At 66.9% G+C, this 15,162-nt stretch carries 15 protein-coding genes; 6 read left to right on the top strand and 9 right to left on the bottom strand.

Going from position 1 to position 15,162, the window contains the following annotated elements:
• Positions 1-74: 74 nt before the first annotated feature.
• The gene (locus FQS62_RS01070; RefSeq protein ID WP_049448787.1) at positions 75-1,043 is read left to right on the top strand and encodes a LysR family transcriptional regulator; all 969 of its coding nucleotides are present in this window, start codon (positions 75-77) and stop codon (positions 1,041-1,043) included.
• 336 nt (positions 1,044-1,379) lie between these two features.
• On the top strand, positions 1,380-2,288 hold the full coding sequence (locus tag FQS62_RS01065; protein WP_049447258.1) for a LysR family transcriptional regulator: 909 nt from the start codon (positions 1,380-1,382) through the stop codon (positions 2,286-2,288).
• Between the two features lie 82 nt (positions 2,289-2,370).
• On the opposite strand, the gene FQS62_RS01060 is transcribed toward FQS62_RS01065, so the two are convergent.
• Entirely contained in the window at positions 2,371-3,627 is a 1,257-nt protein-coding gene (locus tag FQS62_RS01060; protein ID WP_049447256.1) for an MFS transporter, read from the bottom strand.
• A 124-nt stretch (positions 3,628-3,751) separates the two neighbouring features.
• Entirely contained in the window at positions 3,752-4,378 is a 627-nt protein-coding gene (gene lepB, locus FQS62_RS01055) for a signal peptidase I (RefSeq protein WP_049447254.1), read from the bottom strand.
• A 304-nt stretch (positions 4,379-4,682) separates the two neighbouring features.
• Between lepB and FQS62_RS01050 the strand changes: the two genes are divergently transcribed.
• Both FQS62_RS01050 and FQS62_RS01045 read left to right on the top strand, forming a co-directional pair.
• Entirely contained in the window at positions 4,683-5,084 is a 402-nt protein-coding gene (locus FQS62_RS01050; protein ID WP_049410017.1) for a hypothetical protein, read from the top strand.
• Between the two features lie 3 nt (positions 5,085-5,087).
• Entirely contained in the window at positions 5,088-5,534 is a 447-nt protein-coding gene (locus FQS62_RS01045; RefSeq protein ID WP_049447252.1) for a hypothetical protein, read from the top strand.
• Positions 5,535-5,689: 155 nt separating this feature from the next.
• Here the strand turns inward: FQS62_RS01045 and dcp are convergent, their stop codons facing one another.
• The 3 genes from dcp to arfB all read right to left on the bottom strand — a co-directional run bounded on the left by dcp (position 5,690) and on the right by arfB (position 8,996).
• Positions 5,690-7,846: a peptidyl-dipeptidase Dcp gene (dcp, locus tag FQS62_RS01040; protein ID WP_088480834.1), complete on the bottom strand. Its 2,157-nt coding sequence runs from the start codon at positions 7,844-7,846 to the stop codon at positions 5,690-5,692.
• 111 nt (positions 7,847-7,957) lie between these two features.
• Positions 7,958-8,560 (bottom strand): lysophospholipid acyltransferase family protein, encoded by a 603-nt coding sequence (locus FQS62_RS01035; RefSeq protein WP_049447249.1) that lies wholly within the window; start codon positions 8,558-8,560, stop codon positions 7,958-7,960.
• A gap of 4 nt (positions 8,561-8,564) precedes the next feature.
• On the bottom strand, positions 8,565-8,996 hold the full coding sequence (arfB, locus tag FQS62_RS01030; RefSeq protein ID WP_032130467.1) for an alternative ribosome rescue aminoacyl-tRNA hydrolase ArfB: 432 nt from the start codon (positions 8,994-8,996) through the stop codon (positions 8,565-8,567).
• Positions 8,997-9,129: 133 nt separating this feature from the next.
• On the opposite strand from arfB, the gene FQS62_RS01025 reads away from it, so the two are divergent.
• Positions 9,130-9,657: a DUF2059 domain-containing protein gene (locus tag FQS62_RS01025; protein ID WP_057499624.1), complete on the top strand. Its 528-nt coding sequence runs from the start codon at positions 9,130-9,132 to the stop codon at positions 9,655-9,657.
• An 81-nt stretch (positions 9,658-9,738) separates the two neighbouring features.
• Here the strand turns inward: FQS62_RS01025 and FQS62_RS01020 are convergent, their stop codons facing one another.
• The 4 genes from FQS62_RS01020 to FQS62_RS01005 all read right to left on the bottom strand — a co-directional run bounded on the left by FQS62_RS01020 (position 9,739) and on the right by FQS62_RS01005 (position 13,460).
• Positions 9,739-10,479: a pseudouridine synthase gene (locus FQS62_RS01020; protein ID WP_049447245.1), complete on the bottom strand. Its 741-nt coding sequence runs from the start codon at positions 10,477-10,479 to the stop codon at positions 9,739-9,741.
• 109 nt (positions 10,480-10,588) lie between these two features.
• On the bottom strand, positions 10,589-11,167 hold the full coding sequence (locus tag FQS62_RS01015; protein ID WP_049447243.1) for an O-methyltransferase: 579 nt from the start codon (positions 11,165-11,167) through the stop codon (positions 10,589-10,591).
• 5 nt (positions 11,168-11,172) lie between these two features.
• Positions 11,173-12,828, bottom strand: a complete 1,656-nt coding sequence (gene ubiB, locus FQS62_RS01010) for a ubiquinone biosynthesis regulatory protein kinase UbiB (protein ID WP_049447241.1) — start codon at positions 12,826-12,828, stop codon at positions 11,173-11,175.
• Positions 12,825-13,460 carry a ubiquinone biosynthesis accessory factor UbiJ gene (locus FQS62_RS01005; RefSeq protein WP_049447239.1) on the bottom strand — a complete coding sequence of 212 codons (636 nt, stop codon included), beginning with the start codon at positions 13,458-13,460 and terminating at the stop codon, positions 12,825-12,827. Before FQS62_RS01005 ends, ubiB begins: the two co-directional genes overlap by 4 nt.
• A gap of 457 nt (positions 13,461-13,917) precedes the next feature.
• On the opposite strand from FQS62_RS01005, the gene ddlA reads away from it, so the two are divergent.
• Entirely contained in the window at positions 13,918-15,012 is a 1,095-nt protein-coding gene (gene ddlA / locus FQS62_RS01000) for a D-alanine--D-alanine ligase (protein ID WP_226053498.1), read from the top strand.
• Positions 15,013-15,162 lie beyond the last annotated feature (150 nt).

Here is a 15,162-nt window from a genome sequence, read left to right as displayed (position 1 = left end):
GCCGCTGGGCCTGAGTATTTGGCAAAACAGTTTTTGCAATGTTCTACATAAGTTGTGCTAATACTCATGACACGATGAGCACACGCCCGCATCCAAGTCCGCGTTTTTCCTACAAATCCGACCGGCTGAAGCCGCTGCGCGCGTTCTGCCAGACGGTGCGCCTGGGGTCGGTCTCACGGGCCGCTGAGGCGCTTTTCGTCAGCCAGCCGGCCATCAGCCTGCAGCTGCAGGCGCTGGAACGGGAGCTGGGGGTGCCGTTGTTCGAGCGCAGCGGTCGCCGCCTGGTGCCCAGCCGCGAGGGCCAGCTGCTGTACGAGATGGCACAGCCGCTGGTGGAGAACCTGGATGGGCTGGAGGCGCGCTTCCGCGACAAGGTGCGTGGCCTGGACGCGGGCGAGTTGAACATCGCCGCCAACAGTTCGACCATCCTGTACCTGCTGCCGAAGATCGTCGAGCGCTTCCGCCTGCATCACCCGGACGTGCGCCTGACCCTGCACAACGCGATCAGCGCCGATGGCACCGACCTGCTGCGCGAGGACGCCGCCGACCTGGCGATCGGTTCGATGACCGATGTGCCGGCCGACCTGACCTACGCCCCGGCCTACCGCTTCGAGCAGGTGCTGATCGCACCGCACGACCATCCGCTGGCCAGTGGCGGCGAGCTGGAGCTGGCCGACATCGCGCGCTATCCGTTGGTGCTGCCGCCGAAGCGGCAGATTACCTACCGGCTGGTGGACCAGGTGTTCCAGCGCCACCGCATCGCCTACACCGTGGCGCTGGAGGTGGGCGGCTGGGAAGTGATCAAACAGTACGTGGCGATGGGCATGGGCATTTCCATCGTGCCGGCGCTGTGCCTGAACGAGGCCGACCACGAGCGGCTGGCGGCGCGGTCGATGAAGCGGTGGTTCCCGGAGCGCAGTTACGGGGTGATCGTGCGCCGGGGCAAGGCGTTGTCGGCGCAGGCGCGGGCGTTCATCGAGCTGATCCAGCCGGAGTTGTTCAGCCCGCGCGATTACGACCAGAGCGGGCATTCGGAGCGGTGAGGGGTGTTCGGCAGGGCTGCGCCCTGCACCTGCCGAATCAACGGCAACGGCAGAGGCAACGGCAACGACAACGTCAAAGGCAACAGCGGGGATTCCGTGGCGGGCGGGGCGGTGTGGGTGGGCAGGACACGCCGTAAACCCGTCCTTGGGGGCTCGATGGCGCCATCCATGGCGCCAACGGTCCTGCCCATCCACACCTCCCCACCTCTGACAGATTTCCGCGATCTGTCGGAACGGCATGGCCTGCTCTTGGTGGGTGTCGACCTTCGTCGACACGGTTGATCCACGCCATGCGTGGATGACGATTCCGGGCGTCGGGCTGGATAGACTGCATCCATGTCCATCGAACTCCGTCACCTGCGCTACTTCCTCGCTGTCGCCGATACGCTGCACTTCGGCCAGGCGGCGGAGCGGTTGGGCATGTCGCAGCCGCCGCTCAGCCAGCAGATCCGCCAGCTGGAAGATCTGATCGGTGCGCGGCTGTTCGTGCGCAGTCATCGCCGTGTGCAGCTCACTGCCGCAGGTGAGCTGCTGCAGGAACGTGCACGCGCCATCGTGCAGCAGGTCGAGTCTGCGGTGGACGAAGTGCAGCGTGCGCAGCGCGGCGAGCAGGGTGAGCTGCGCATCGGATTGACCCGCGCCACGCCGCTGTCACCGCAGATTCCGCGTTCGATCCTGCGCTACCGCCAGCAGTACCCGCAGGTGCGGCTGCAGCTGAGCGAGATGAACACCCTGCAGCAGATCGATGCACTGCTCGATGGCAGCCTGGACGTGGGCATCATCCGCAAGCGCGCGTTGCCACCGGAACTGGTGGCGCACAGTCTGTTCGTCGATCCGCTGGCGTTGATCGTGCATGCCGACCACCCTGCCCTGCGCAGGCTTTCGAAGCAGGGCACGCTGTCGCTGCGCGACTTCGCGCAGGAGCCGTTCGTGGCGTTCCGCCGCAGTGCCGGTGCGGGCATCCATGACCACATGATCGCGTTGTGCGCGGCTGCCGGATTCACACCGCGCATCGTGCAGGAGGCGGGTGAAGCCTCGACGCTGATAAGTCTGGCCGCTGCGGGCCTGGGCGCCGCGATCCTGCCGTCGTCGTGCGATCACATCCGGGTGGAAGGCGCGCGCTTCGTGGCGCTGGCCGATGCCGGCGCGCATTCGGAAGTGCAGCTGGCATGGCATCGCGAGGGGGTGACGCCGCTGATCCGCAATTTCGCCGGGCTGCTGCGCGGGGCGTTCGCCGAAGGGTGAGGCGCAACCCACCCGGTAGTGGCCAACCTTGGTTGGCCCACGGCCACAGCGCCAACCAAGGTTGGCATCTACCAGAGCAAGGTCACGCCGTGACCGGCTGCGGGGCGCGCTGGTGCAGCGCCCAGACGATGCCACCCCCGATCAGGGTCAGCACGGCAGCGAACGCACACACGCCTAACCAGTCCCAGGCCGCATAGGCCAGACCGCCGACCCCGCCCAGCACGCTGGACCCAAGGTAGTAGGCAAACAAATACAGCGCCGAGGCTTCAGCACGCATCGTGCCGGCACGGCTGCCGACCCAGCTGCTGGCCACCGAGTGACCGCCGAAGAAGCCGAACGTCACCAGCGCGATGCCGAGTGCCATCGTGCTCAGCCAAGGCAATGCCAGCAGCGCTATGCCGACGCCGATCAGTGCGAACGAGATCGACAGGATGCGGCCGCGGCCGTAGCGCGTGGCCTGCTGGCCCATCCACGCCGAACTGAAGGTACCCACCAGATAGACGCTGAAGATCAGGCCGACCACGGTCTGGCTGAGGCGGTACGGCGGCGCCAGCAGGTGGTAGCCCAGGTAGTTGTAGAGGGTGACGAACACGCCCATCAGCACGAACGAGGTGGCGAACAGCCACGGCAGGCCCGGGTCGGCGAACAGCATGCGCCAGCGTGACGGCAACTGGCGCAGGCCATCACGGCGGGGATGGAAGTGGCGCGACGGCGGCAGCTGCAGCCACAGCAGCACGGTGCTGGCGATGGCAATGATCGAGACCACGCCGATGCCCCAGCGCCAGCCCCAGTGATCGGCGATGATGCCGGCCAGCAGGCGCCCGCTCATGCCACCAATGGCGTTGCCGCCGATGTACAGGCCCATCGCCAGGCCCAGCGCGCGGCTGTCCATTTCCTCGACCAGGTAGGTCATCGCCACCGCCGGCACACCGCTCAGCGCCAGGCCCAGCAGGGTGCGCAGCACCAGCAGCGTGGTCCAGTCGTCCACCAGCGCCGTGCTCAGCGACAGCATGGCCGAGGCCAGCAGCGCAACGATCATCAACGGGCGCCGGCCGACCGCATCGGACAACAGGCCGGCCAGCAGCATCGCCACCGCCAACGTGCCAGTGGTCAACGACAGCGACATCGCGCTGCCGGCGGCGGACACACCGAAGTGACGGCTGAACTCGGGCAGCAGCGGCTGCACCGTGTACAGCAGGCCGAAGGTGGAGAAGCCGGCCAGGAACAGCGCCAACGCGGTGCGGCGGAAGGCTGGTGTCCCCTGCTGGATGCGGGTCTCGGTGTCGAAGTCGACGGTGTGGGGACGGCGCTCGACGGCCGCCGTGGTTTCGCCAGTCATGGAATCAATGGGCCGGTGGGGACGGCCGGGCGTTGGAGGGAACGGGCCTCAGACTAGGCCCGTCCATCCAGTCGATCCATAACCCGATAGATCAGGATTGATACACAGAAAGTATCAATTCAGGTTAGAGGCGCTGCCATTCGAAGCCGGCGCCTCGACGGTAATACACCGCCACAGCGCGGCCGTAGACCTTGTCGGCGTCGACGAAGCCGAAGAAGCGGCCATCGAAGCTGTTGCCGCGGTGGTCACCCAGCACCAGCACCTTGCCGGCCGGCACCACCAGATCGGCGATGTCCGGGCCGCCGCCCATGTCCAGATCGAGGCTGGCACGGCGTTCGCCGAAGGCTTCCACGTCCTGCAGGTCGGCGATCTGCAGCGGCTGGCCGTTGATGCTCAGATGGCCCTCGCGCATCTGCACATGGTCACCGGCCACCGCCGCCACGCGCTTGATCAGGCGGGTGCCGTCGGCCGGTGAATCAAACACCGCCACTTCACCACGCTGCGGAACGCCGGTGGCCATCAGTTCCTTGCCGGTGAACGGCAGGCGCAGGCCATAGGCACGCATGTCCACCACCACCCGGTCGCCGGGCTGCAGGGTCGGCTGCATCGAGCCACTCGGCACCACATAGTGGTTGGCCAGGGTATCGCGGGCGGCGGCGAGCAGGCCGAGCATCACCAGCAACGGCAGCGCCTCCTTTTTCAGCCAGGCCAGCGCGCGTTCGGAAAAGGGAGGGCGGGCAACGGCGTCCACGGCAGGCTCCGGGTGAGTGGTAGCTGCATCAGACCACATCCGGGCCGAAGAGGTTCCCGCGCCTAGAACCTGTAGAGCCGAGCCCATGCTCGGCTTGCTCTTGTAGCGTCGAGCTTGCTCGACTGAGGCGCAGAGCAGTCGAGCAAGCTCGACTCTACGGAACGGCAGCCGAGCATGGGCTCGGCTCTACAAAACGGGTTACGCAGGTTTTACGCCCCGGCCCGGCCGCGGGCATCGCACCTTTACGGGCAGCACGCGCATCGTGTGCCCACCGCGCCACAGGGCGCATTCCGCAAGGTGTTGTATGACCCTCCTGGTGATCCGCCACGCGTCTCCGTCGGCGCCGCGCCCGCAGCTGCCGGCGCAGTTGAGCGGCCATCGCGTGCTGTGCAGCGACTGCGCCAGCCTGTCCGAGGTACGCCAGTGCCTGTGCCAGCCGCAGGCGCGCTCGGCCGACTGGGTACTGCTGGATGTTGGTGCCGCCGACGAGGCGCAATGGCAGGCCGAAGGTGGCGCGCTGCAGGCGGCGCTGGAACGGCTGCCGGCGCAGTACATCGAGCTGCAGGCGCCCAGCGAACCCGGCCTCGAGGCACGCCTGCGCCTGCAGCATGGCCCCGCAGCAGTGGTGGTGGACCAGCGCAGCCAGCAGGCCGGTTATCCCTTGTCGCTGGCCATCGTTGGCCGCCGCCTGGCGCAGGAGGGCTGAGCCATGTCGATCTTCATCATCCGTGGCCCGGAAGCCGCCGGTGCATTGATCCGCACGGCGATGCCACTGCCGGCGCCGGTACTGAAGTCACTGGTGCATCGCGCGATCGACGCCGGCACCAGCGTGGCGATCCGCGCCTGCGGCTCGGAACAGGAACTGCTGGATGCCCTGCGCGTGGCCGACCACAGCCGTGGCGAGGTGACGCTGCTTGACCCGGGTGCGTGTGCCAACAGCCTGCGCCTGCAGCGGCTGCTGCCCTACCTGCACAACGCCTACGTGGAAGTGCATGACGACGGCGCGGTGGCCGAGCCGTGCCTGCCGGCCGGTGTCGGCCAGCGCCTGGGCATCGCCGCCGGGTATGGCGCGCAGAGCTATGTGCTGGCGCTGGATATCGCGCTGGATTACCTGGGGCTGGCCGAGCAGGCGAACCGGGTGCATGTGGGGACGTAAAGCGCTTGTGTAGCGTCGAGCCATGCTCGACTGGCTTTTCCGCCTTTGTAGAGCCGAGCCCATGCTCGGCTGCCTTTCCAGGAAACATCAGCCGAGCATGGGCTCGGCTCTACACAAAGAAAAACGGCGGGGTTTCCCCCGCCGTTTTCTGTTTCTTATTTCAGCCCGCGGAACTTCAGCAGCGGTTCCACCGACGGGTCCTTGCCGCGGAAATCGCGGTACAGGGTCGACAGCTCCACGCTGTTGCCGCGCGAGAGGATCTTGTCGCGGAATTCCTGGCCGTTGGCCGCGGTCAGGCCACCGTGTTCGGTGAACCACTGGTAGGCGTCATGGTCGAGCACTTCCGCCCAGAAGTAGGCGTAGTAGCCAGCCGAGTAACCACCACCCCAGATGTGGTCGAAGTAGGTGGTGCGGTAACGCGGCGGCACCTGCGGCAGGTCGACCTTGAACTTCTTCAGCGCGCTGGCTTCAAAGGCGCCGACATCCTGCAGCGGCGCGTCGGCCTTCTGCGTGTGCCAGGCCAGGTCCAGCAGTGCGGCCGACAGGTACTCGGTGGTCGCGTAGCCCTGGTTGAAGCTGCGTGCCTTGAGGATCTTGTCGACCAGTTCCTGCGGCATCGCTTCGCCGGTCTTGTAGTGCTTGGCGTAGTTGGCGAACACCTTCGGGTCCAGCGCCCAGTGTTCGTTGAACTGCGACGGGAACTCGACGAAATCACGCGAGGTGGCCGTACCGGCGATCGACGGGTACTTCACGTTCGAGAACATGCCATGCAGTGCGTGGCCGAACTCATGGAACATGGTGGTGACGTCGTCGAAGCTGATCAGCGCAGGCTGGCCGGCGGCCGGCTTGGTGAAGTTGCAGACGTTGTAGACCACCGGCTTGGCACCGGTCAGGCCATCCTGTTCGACGAACACGTCCATCCAGGCGCCACCGGACTTGCTGTCACGCTTGAAGTAGTCGGTGTAGAACAGGGCCAGCGAGGTGCCGTCCTTGTCGAACACTTCGTACACCTTCATGTCCGGGTTGTAGGTCGGAATGTCGGTGCGCGGCTTGAAGGTGATGCCGTACAGCTGGGTGGCGGCGTAGAAGACGCCGTTCTGCAGCACGTTGTCCAGTTCGAAGTACGGCTTGATCTGCGACTCGTCCAGATCGTACTTGGCCTTGCGCACCTGCTCGGCATAGAAGTCCCAATCCGAGGCGGCGACCTGGAACCCACCCTTCTGCGCGTCGATCACCTTCTGGATCTCGCCGGCTTCGGCGCGGGCCTTGGCGGTGGCGGCCGGCACGGTGTCGGTCAGCAGCTTGAGCGCGGCGGCCGGGGTCTTGGCCATCTGGTCGCCCAGCTGGTAGTCGGCGAAGGTGTCAAAGCCGAGCAGCTTGGCCTTCTGCGCGCGCAGCTGGGCCAGGCGCTGTACGGTCTGCCGGGTATCGTTGGCATCGCCGCGCTCGGCGCGGGTTTCCGAAGCCTTCAGCACGGCGGCGCGCTGGTCGCGGTCACTCAGCGAGCCGAGCACCGGCTGCTGGGTGGTGTTCTGCAACGGCAGCAGGAACTTGCCATCCAGCTTGCGCTCCTTGGCGGCGTTGGCAGCGTTGTTGATCGCATTCTCGTCCAGGCCAGCCAGCTTGGCCTTGTCGTCGACCACGACGGCCGCTGCGGCGGTGGCGGCCACCAGGCGGGTGTGGAACTGGGTGGAAAGGGTGGTTTCTTCCACGTTGAGCTTGCGCAGGCTCGCCTTGTCGGCGTCGGACAGCTGCGCGCCAGCGCGCACCAGGCCGTCGTAGTAATGCTCGACCAGGCGCTTCTGCACCGGATCCAGTTCCAGCGTGTCACGCTGGTCGTACAGCGACTTCACGCGCGCGAACAGCTTCGGATCGAGATTGATCTCGTCCTGGTGCGCGGCCAGCTTCGGCGCCACTTCTTCCTGGATCTTCTGGCGTGCATCGTTGGTATCGGCCTGGACCAGGCCGAAGAAGATGCGCGACACGCGGTTCAGGGTCTCGCCGCTGCGCTCCATCGCCACGATGGTGTTGTCGAAGGTGGCCGGTTCGCTGCTGTCGGCGATCTTGCGCACGTCGGCCAGGTGCTGGCGCATGCCTTCCTCGAACGCCGGCAGGTAGTCGCTGTCCTTGATCTTGTCGAACTGCGGCGCCTGGAACGGCAGCGTGCTGGCGCTCAGCAGCGGATTGGTGGAGGCTTCGGCTGGCTGCTGGGCCGGGGCTTTCTGGGCATCGGACACGGGGGTGGACTCCTTGCCGGAACAGGCCGCCAGCGCCAGGCTGATGGCGGCGGCCAGGACTACGGTACGCGACATGTAAAACACTCCTTGGGCAGACGGTACGGGATACCAGCCCTCCACCCTACTCCTGTCGCGCTCGCCCGGCATGTGCCGGACGTGGCGTCTATGCGGCGGCCTGTGGCAGGCTCAAACCGTACCGCGGGTCTTGCCGATCCAGGGCCGGTAGAACTCGCGGATGGCGGCCATGTCGGCGGCGTCATCGCCGCTGGGCGTGAACAGCGGGCCGATGCCGATGGTCTTTTCCGGGTAGTGGAAATACGCGGCCAGGATCGGTACGTCGGCCATCCGGGCGATCTTCAGGAAGCCGGCCTTCCAGTCCTTCACCGCCTTGCGGGTGCCCTCGGGCGTGATCGCGAACCACATCTTCTCGTTGTTGCGCAGCAGGTCCACCGCCTGCCCCACCGTGCCCTGCGGCGAACTGCGATCGAGCGGGATCACGCCCAGCTTGTGCAGCAGCGGGCCCAGCGGCCACCAGAACAGCGATGCCTTGCCCAGCACCTTGACCTTCATGCCCAGCGCGATCTTGGCCGCCATGCCCCACAGGCCATCCCAGTTGGACGAATGCGGGGCGATGATGAAGACCAGCCTGGGGATGTCAGGCAGGGTACCGGTCACCTTCCAGCCGCCCATGCGCAGGGTGCAGCGCGCCAGCCAGCGCAGGAAGGCGTTGGGTTTGACCTGCGGCATCTGCGGCGGCACGGCCGGCAGCAACGAAGTCGGGTTGTTCAAGCAATCACTCCCAGTCACGTGATGAGCGCCCGCGCTTGATCTGCGCGCGCCCGCGTTTGGCGTCCAGACGACGCAGTTTCGACCCGAGGGTCGGCTTGGTGGCCTTGCGCGGTTTGGGCACGCTCAGCCCGGCCTGGATGAAGGCCGCCAGCCGATCGCGCGCATCCTCGCGATTGCGATCCTGGGTCCGGAAACGTTGCGCGTCGATGACCAGCACGCCTTCGCCGGTCATGCGCCGGTCACGCCGCGCCAGCAGGCGCGCGCGCAACGGTTCGGGCAACGAGGGCGAGTTGGCCACGTCGAAACGTAGTTCCACCGCGGTGGAGACCTTGTTGACGTTCTGGCCACCGGCACCACTGGCACGCACGAACCGCTCGACGATCTCGCCGTCGGGGATTTCAAGTTGCGCGCTGATGGTGACCGGTCCACTGCCCATCCGCGCATTGTAGCGGCAGCCACGTGCCGGAGTGCGGCATCGCGCACCGTATGCCGCCGATCAGGTACCGAACACGCCGCCTTCGCCTTGGCTGCGGGTATGCTGGCCGTCCCATGTACCGCAGGAAGCCCGCATGACCCGCTTCGTACCCGCCCTGCCGCCCCTGCTGCGCCGCGCCGCCCTGCTGCTGGCGCTGGCCGTGGCCAGCGTTCCGGCCCTGGCCGCGCCACCGACCGATGGCGACATCAACCGCCTGCTGTCCGCGTCGCGGGCGCAGAGCATGATCGACACCATGCTGCCGCAGATCGAGGCAATGCAGCAGCAGCAGTTCCAGCAGGTGGCCGCACAGCGCCAGCTCAATGCCCAGCAGCAGGAACAGCTGAAGCGGATCCAGGCGCGGACCAGCCAGACCCTTCGCCAGGCCCTGTCGTGGCAGCAGCTGCGGCCGATGTACGTGGACCTGTACAAGAAGACCTTCAGCAAGGAAGACGTGCTGGCGATGGCCGAGTTCTACGAGAGCGCGGCCGGCCAGAGCCTGCTGGACAAGACCCCGGCCCTGATGCAGAACGTGATGGTGGCCATCCAGGCCCGCATGCAGCCGCTGTTCGCGGACCTGCAGAAGGACCTGGAAGCGATCGTCAACGAGCCGGAAAAGAAGTGACCGGGATTTCCGTAGCGCCCGAGCCCATGCTCGGGCGGCGGCGCGCAGCGCCGTGAAGCGCAGCCGAGCGTGGGCTCGGCTCTACAGGTCCTGGTGCCAGCCGAACAGGTCCAGCGCCTTCTGGAACTCGCGGTCCAGCGGCGCACGTACATCCACCATGCCACCATCGGGATGCGGGAAGCGCAGGCGCTCGGCATGCAGCAGCATGCGGTGCACGCCCTGCATGCGGAAGATGCGGTTGTGGCGGCCATCACCGTGGCTGGTGTCGCCGATCATGTGATGCGAAAGATGCTTCAGGTGCCGGCGGATCTGCCGGAAGCGCCCGGTCTGGGGCTGGCAGCGCAGCAGCGCGTAACGCGAGCTGGTGAATTCACCGACCGGCACCGACAGCTCGCCGGTGGCCAGGCGCTGGAAGTCGGTGACCGCCGGCTTCTTCACCGGCTTGCCCGGGCCGCCATCCAGATCATGGTCGACCTGCCAGGCGAGTTCGGCCGGCCAGCCACGGCAGACGGTCAGGTAGTCCTTCAGCACTTCGCCGCCCATCAGCGCCTTGCCCAGCGCGCTGGCGGTCTCGCGGTCGAACGCCAGCAGCAGGCAGCCGCTGGTCGCCCGGTCCAGGCGATGCACGAGGAAGATCGGTCGGCCCAGCTGCTCGCGCAGGCGGTCGGCCAGGAAGTCGTCTTCGCCACGGGCCAGCTTGCTGTCGTGGACCATCAGCCCGGCAGGCTTGTTGACCACGGCAAGGCGCTCATCCAGGTGCAGCAGCTGCAGGGGCGCGGTGTCGGTCTCGACCGCGGCGAGGGTATCGGGTTCGGTGCTCACCGCGGGATTATAAGGGCCTGCTTACTGTAGAGCCGAGCCCATGCTCGGCTGCTCTGCGCGACCGGCAACAGCGTGCCAACCAAGGTTGGCACCTACCGATGTAGAGCGGTCAGGCGCTGCGTACGGCCAACAGCTCGCCATTGCCCACCGGCACCAGGCTGGTGCTGAAGTCCGGATCAGCGTCCAGCAGCACACGCAGCGGTTCCATCTCTTCCGCATGCGAGGTGGCGTTGTCCACCACCAGCAGGCCCCCCGGGCGCAGCACGCGGCGCAGCTGCGGCCACCAGCCGGCGTATTGCCCGCGGTCCGAATCGAGGAACAGCAGGTCAATGCTGGCATCGGCGGCCTGTGCCAGCCATGGCCCGGCATCGTCGTGGACCAGCGTGATGCGATCGGCCAGGCCGCTGCGCGCGAAGGTGCCACGCGCCATCGCCGCCTTGTCCTCGGCGTATTCCAGCGTGGTCACGTGGCCGTCGATGGCGGCGGCAGCCTCGGCCAGCCACAGCGTCGAATAGCCGTTGGAGGTGCCGATCTCCAGCACCCGGCGCGCAGCGCCGAAGCGGACCAGCACGGACAGGAATTCCCCCGTCTCCGGCGTGATGTTGAGCATGCGGCGGCCACGCGCGCTTTCGCGGGCGTCGTTGTCGGCGCCGAAGCGGGCCAGTTTCTCCTTGAGTGCCTGCAGCATGGGGCCTACTTCCACCACGCGCGCAGCAGCGCCACTGCGCCGACCGCACCGGACAGCCAGCTCCACGCCGGCACGTCGCCCCAGTACCAGCCCGGCGGCTGCAGCACATACATCAGTGCGGCGATGGCCAGCAGGCCGACACCGGTGATGGCACCCACCGCGCGCGTCTGCAGGCGCTGCACGCTGGCATCCAGTGCGGCCAGGTCGCGCGAACGCATCGACAGTTCGTGGCGGCCTTCCACCTGCTGGGTCAGCCAGGCGTGCACCAGGCGCGGCATGTCCGGCGCGTGGGTCATGATTTCCGGCAGGCGCTTGCCGATCTCGCGCACGACCCGGCGCGGGCTGTAACGCTCGCGCAGGATCTTCGCCAGCACCGGCTTGGCCACCGCCCAGATGTCGATCTGCGGATCGAGCTGGCGGCCGACGCCTTCGATGTTCAGCAGGGTCTTCTGCAGCAGGATCAGCTGCGGCTGCAGGGTCAGCTGGTAACGCTGGGCCACGCGGAACAGCTTCATCAGCACTTCGGCCAGCGAGATCTGCGACAGCGGGCGGGTGAAGTACGGCTCGCACACCGAACGCACGGCCGCTTCCAGATCGTCGATGCGCACGTTGTCCGGCATCCAGCGCGCCTGCACATGCAGTTCAGCGATGCGGCGGTAGTCGCGGTTGAAGATGGCCATGAAGTTCTCGGCCAGGTAGTACTGATCTTCCTGCGACAGCTGACCCATGATGCCGAAGTCCAGCGCGATGAAGCGCGGGTTGGCGCGACGCGACGGATCGGTGTCGACCCAGATGTTGCCGGCGTGCGCATCGGCATGGAAGAAGTTGTCGCGGAACACCTGGGTGTAGAACACCCGCACGCCCTTGGCGGCCAGCGCCTTGCGGTCGATGCCGGCCTTGTCCAGTGCAGCGATGTCATCGGACGGAATGCCCCACACCCGCTCCAGGGTCAGCGCGCGCTCGGCGGTGTGGCTCCAGATCACTTCCGGCACGTACAGGTCGTCGGAGTTTTGCCAGAAGCGGCGCAGCACGCTGGCATTGGCGCCTTCGCGCTGCAGGTCCAGCTCGGCGGCCAGGGTGTTTTCGACCTCGGCCACCACTTCGCGCGGACGGATCTTGTCGGCGCGCGGATGGGTGCGCTCGACCAGGGCGGCCAGCGAATTGAGCAACGCGATGTCGGCATCGATCTGCTTCTCGATGCCCGGGCGCAACACCTTGACCACGACCTGGCGGCCATCGGCCAGCGTGGCCGCATGCACCTGCGCGATCGAAGCCGAGGCCAGCGGTTCGGTATCGAAGCTGGCGAACGCCTCGCTGACCGGCAGGCCAAGTGCTTCCTCGACGATGCGGCGCGCGGTCTCGCCATCGAACGGCTTGACCCTGTCCTGCAGCAGGGTCAGCTCATTGGCCACATCCGGCGGCACCAGGTCGCGGCGGGTGGACAGGATCTGGCCGAACTTGACGAAGATCGGGCCGAGATCCTGCAGCGCCAGGCGCAGGCGCGCACCGCGCGACTGTGCGGCGATGTCGGCCGAGGCGCGCGGCACGAACGGCTTGGCCAGGCGCAGCCAGCGTTCGGCCGGTGTGCCCTGCAGCAGGTCGTCGAGACGGTAACGCAGGATCACCCGGCCGATGCGGCTTGCCCGCAGCACCGCCTTCATGCGGCACCCCGCAGGCGCTGCACGCGGGCACCGAGCCGCTCGACGTCATCACGCAGCACGTCCACGTCGTCGTGGAAGGCATCCAGTTCAGCGCGCGGCACTACATCACGCGATTCCTCGGTGAGGAACTCGGCGGCGCTGTGGGCCAGGTCGACCGCGCCCTGGCGCGCGTGCTGCAGGGCACTGCGCAGGGTATTGGCGACCTGCACGCCCAGTACCTCGCCGAACACGCTGACGAACGGTTGCTGCCAGTCGGGATCGAAGCCCTTGGCCAGCTGCTGCAGGCGGCGCGCCAGTTCGGCATCGCCGGCCACGCGCACGCGGCCCTTGCCGTTGTTGTCACCGCGCCGTGCGTTGGCCAGCAGCGGCAGCTGCGCGAGCACGCCGGCCAGGCTGCTGCGCACGGCCAGGTCGGCTTCCTGCGCATCCACCGGGCCGACCCGCAGCTGGTCGCCGTCGACGCTGATGCGCATGGCCAGCGACGGCGCTTCCAGGGTCAGGTCGATATGCCGGCCGTCGAGGCTGGCCAGTGCATGGCGGGTATCCGGATCCAGCGCCAGCGCGCGGTTCAGGGCGATCTGCAGGGCGCGGCCAGCGACCGGCTTGAGGGACTTGAGCAGGGAGAGAGCCATGTGTGCATTCTACCTGCGTGGGTGGGGGGCTTGGGCCGGGCTGCTGCCCGGCACCCGCAGAGGCCACTGCCAGAGCAACATCAAAGGCTGGCTTCCTGTGGGAGGCGGGGTGGGGCCGGTTGCGGGGGACGCTGCAAGTACGTCCATGTAAGCTCGGTCGCCGCATCCATGCGGCTCACGCCCCCGCAACCGGACCCACCCCGCCTTCGACAGGTTCCTGCGATCTGTCAGGCTATCCGGGGTCGGATCCCGTTGCTGCGCAACGGGCTCTGACCCCAATGCTGATGGCATCTCGCGTTGGTAGATGCCGACCTTGGTCGGCGCTGGATTTCCGGGAGCCAACCAAGGTTGGCCGCTACTTGAGCCGGCCGCCAGGCGGTTCATCTGTGCCTCACCTGAGCGGCAATGGAAGGTTCATGCTGTACGGCCACGCAACGCACAGGACATCGCACTCCCCATGGCACGGACCCGGGTCGGCATCATCTTCGGGGGCAAGTCCTCCGAGCACGAAGTTTCGCTGCAGTCGGCGAAGAACATCCTCGATGCGCTTGATCGCGAGCGCTTCGAGCCGGTGCTGGTCGGTATCGACAAGCAGGGCCAGTGGCATCTGAGCCAGCCGGATACCTTCCTCATCAATGCCGATGATCCCTCGCGCATCGCGCTGCATGGGTCCGGCACGTCGCTGGCGGTGCGCCCGGGTGCGGAACAGGCGCAGCTGCAGCCGTCCGATGCGGCCAGTGCACTGGGCCAGATCGATGTGGTGCTGCCGATCGTGCACGGGCCGCTGGGCGAGGACGGTGCGCTGCAGGGGCTGCTGCGCATGGCCAACCTGCCCTTCGTCGGCTCGCCGGTGCTGGGCTCGGCGGTAGCCATGGACAAGGATGTGACCAAACGCCTGCTGCGTGATGCGGGCCTGCAGGTGGCTCCGTGGATGTGCATCCGTCGCCATGAAGCCGATACGGTCGATGTCTCAGCGCTGATCGCTGCACTTGGCCTGCCGCTGTTCGTGAAGCCGGCCAACCAGGGTTCGTCGGTGGGTGTGAGCAAGGTAAAGGATGCAGGCGGTTTCGCCGAGGCACTGGCATTGGCGCTGCGCTACGACCACAAGGTGCTGGTGGAATCGGCCGTGGTCGGCCGCGAGATCGAGTGTGCGGTGCTGGGCAACGCGCATCCGCAGGCCAGTCTGTGTGGCGAGGTGGTGGTGCACGACGAGTTCTACGCCTACGACACCAAATACATCAACGAGGATGGCGCAGAAGTAGTGGTGCCGGCGGACATTGATGCTGCAACCCAGGCGCGCATCCAGCAGATCGCGCTGCAGGCCTACCAGGCGCTGGAGTGTGCGGGCATGGCGCGCGTGGATGTGTTCCTCACCGCAGAGGGCGAGATCGTCATCAACGAGGTCAATACGCTGCCGGGCTTCACCCGCATCAGCATGTACCCGAAGCTGTGGGGTGCCAGCGGTGTCGACTACACGACGTTGATCACGCGCCTGATCGAACTGGCGCTGGAGCGTCACCAAGCCGATCGCGGATTGCAAAGCGCAGTGTAGGGCCTCTCTGTGTAGAGTCGAGCCATGCTCGAAGATCCTCTGTAGAGTCGAGCCAAGCTCGACTCATGAGAAGCAGTCGAGCATGGCTCGACTCTACTAAAGAGGCGTGCCGACCAACGGTCGGCACCCACCGGAAAGAACAGTGCCGGC

This window comes from Stenotrophomonas sp. SBJS02 (assembly GCF_020428325.2).
In the GTDB taxonomy this organism is placed as follows: Bacteria; Pseudomonadota; Gammaproteobacteria; order Xanthomonadales; family Xanthomonadaceae; genus Stenotrophomonas; species Stenotrophomonas africana.
The sequence above is the reverse complement of the archived record's forward strand: the minus strand, read 5'-3'. Positions and strand labels throughout refer to the sequence as shown.

Coding starts and splice junctions, on each gene's coding strand:
- FQS62_RS01070 (WP_049448787.1), top strand. CDS start 75: ATGAGCACACGCCCGCATCCAAGTCCGCGTTTTTCCTACAAATCCGAC.
- FQS62_RS01065 (WP_049447258.1), top strand. CDS start 1,380: ATGTCCATCGAACTCCGTCACCTGCGCTACTTCCTCGCTGTCGCCGAT.
- FQS62_RS01060 (WP_049447256.1), bottom strand. CDS start 3,627: ATGACTGGCGAAACCACGGCGGCCGTCGAGCGCCGTCCCCACACCGTC.
- FQS62_RS01050 (WP_049410017.1), top strand. CDS start 4,683: ATGACCCTCCTGGTGATCCGCCACGCGTCTCCGTCGGCGCCGCGCCCG.
- FQS62_RS01045 (WP_049447252.1), top strand. CDS start 5,088: ATGTCGATCTTCATCATCCGTGGCCCGGAAGCCGCCGGTGCATTGATC.
- dcp (WP_088480834.1), bottom strand. CDS start 7,846: ATGTCGCGTACCGTAGTCCTGGCCGCCGCCATCAGCCTGGCGCTGGCG.
- arfB (WP_032130467.1), bottom strand. CDS start 8,996: ATGGGCAGTGGACCGGTCACCATCAGCGCGCAACTTGAAATCCCCGAC.
- FQS62_RS01025 (WP_057499624.1), top strand. CDS start 9,130: ATGACCCGCTTCGTACCCGCCCTGCCGCCCCTGCTGCGCCGCGCCGCC.
- FQS62_RS01015 (WP_049447243.1), bottom strand. CDS start 11,167: ATGCTGCAGGCACTCAAGGAGAAACTGGCCCGCTTCGGCGCCGACAAC.
- ubiB (WP_049447241.1), bottom strand. CDS start 12,828: ATGAAGGCGGTGCTGCGGGCAAGCCGCATCGGCCGGGTGATCCTGCGT.
- FQS62_RS01005 (WP_049447239.1), bottom strand. CDS start 13,460: ATGGCTCTCTCCCTGCTCAAGTCCCTCAAGCCGGTCGCTGGCCGCGCC.
- ddlA (WP_226053498.1), top strand. CDS start 13,918: ATGGCACGGACCCGGGTCGGCATCATCTTCGGGGGCAAGTCCTCCGAG.